Origin of the sequence: Microcoleus sp. B13-B6, from assembly GCF_036705405.1 — a bacterium.
Taxonomy (GTDB): Bacteria; Cyanobacteriota; Cyanobacteriia; order Cyanobacteriales; family Microcoleaceae; genus Microcoleus.
The window spans coordinates 1-1,107 of sequence record NZ_JAUBUJ010000256.1 but is presented as its reverse complement, the minus strand read 5'-3'; the positions used below and the strand labels follow the sequence as shown (position 1 = coordinate 1,107).

Annotated in this window: 1 pseudogene; it reads left to right on the top strand. The window is 44.2% G+C overall.

Annotated features, from left to right (window positions below):
- Window positions 1-73 precede the first annotated feature (73 nt).
- Window positions 74-1,107 (top strand): annotated as a pseudogene (locus tag QUB35_RS39040) (reverse transcriptase domain-containing protein); the annotation flags it as partial.

Sequence of the window (1,107 nt, the reverse complement as noted above, 5' to 3'; positions counted from 1 at the left end):
GGTTTTTAGCTGGCATTTTTGTAGAGATTGACTAAACTCCTTTTTTATTATACCCTATTTAAAGGTACAACAGCTTAGTCAGAAATCTAAATACGTGCTAGATGCTGACATTGCCAAGTGTTTCGACCGCATCGACCATGAAGCACTGCTCAAAAAATTAAATACATTCCCCACCATCCGCCGACCTGTTCGAGCCTGGTTAAAAGCGGGAGTGATGGATGATAAGCAGTTGTTTCCAACATCTGAGGGTACGCCACAGGGCGGAGTAATTTCTCCACTACTGGCAAATATTGCCCTCCACGGGATGGAAGAACGAATTAAAAAGTATGCTGATACTTTGCCCACCCGAAGTGGTCATGGTAAGCGGGACAACCGTAAAAGCCTAAGTCTAATTCGTTATGCCGATGACTTCGTTATTCTTCACGAAGATATAACCGTTGTCCAAAGATGTAAAGAGATAATCTCTGAATGGTTACAAGGCATGGGTTTAGAACTAAAACCCAGCAAAACGAGACTTACTCACACTCTCAACCAGTATGAGCAAGAAAAACCAGGGTTCGATTTCCTTGGTTTTAGGATACAACAATTCACTGTTGGAAAGTATCATTCTAATCAGGGTTTTAAAACAATCATCACCCCAAGTAAGCATTCGCAAAAGGTACATTACGATCAAATCGCTAGTGTTATCGAAGCCCATAAGGCAGCACCGCAAGTGGCGCTAATCAACCATCTAAGCCCAATCATTAGGGGATGGGCAAACTACTATGCGACTGTGGTAAGTAAGGTGACTTACTCAGATATCGATAACCTCACGTACCAAAAGTTAAGCGCTTGGGCAAAACGCCGCCACCCAAAAAAGAGCAGGGAATGGGTGTCAAACAAATATTGGCATTCCATAGGCGGTGATAACTGGGTATTCGCAACGAAAAAGGATGGATTAACCCCATTTCGATTACTTGACCATGCCGACACCCCAATAGTGCGTCATGTGAAAGTTAAAGGCGAATCGTCACCATACGACGGAAACCTAGTTGTGCGAATCGAAGCCGCACGAGAGAGTGGGAAACTCAAAGACTCCCCTGGCAAGCGCTCAAATGCCAGTGTCCA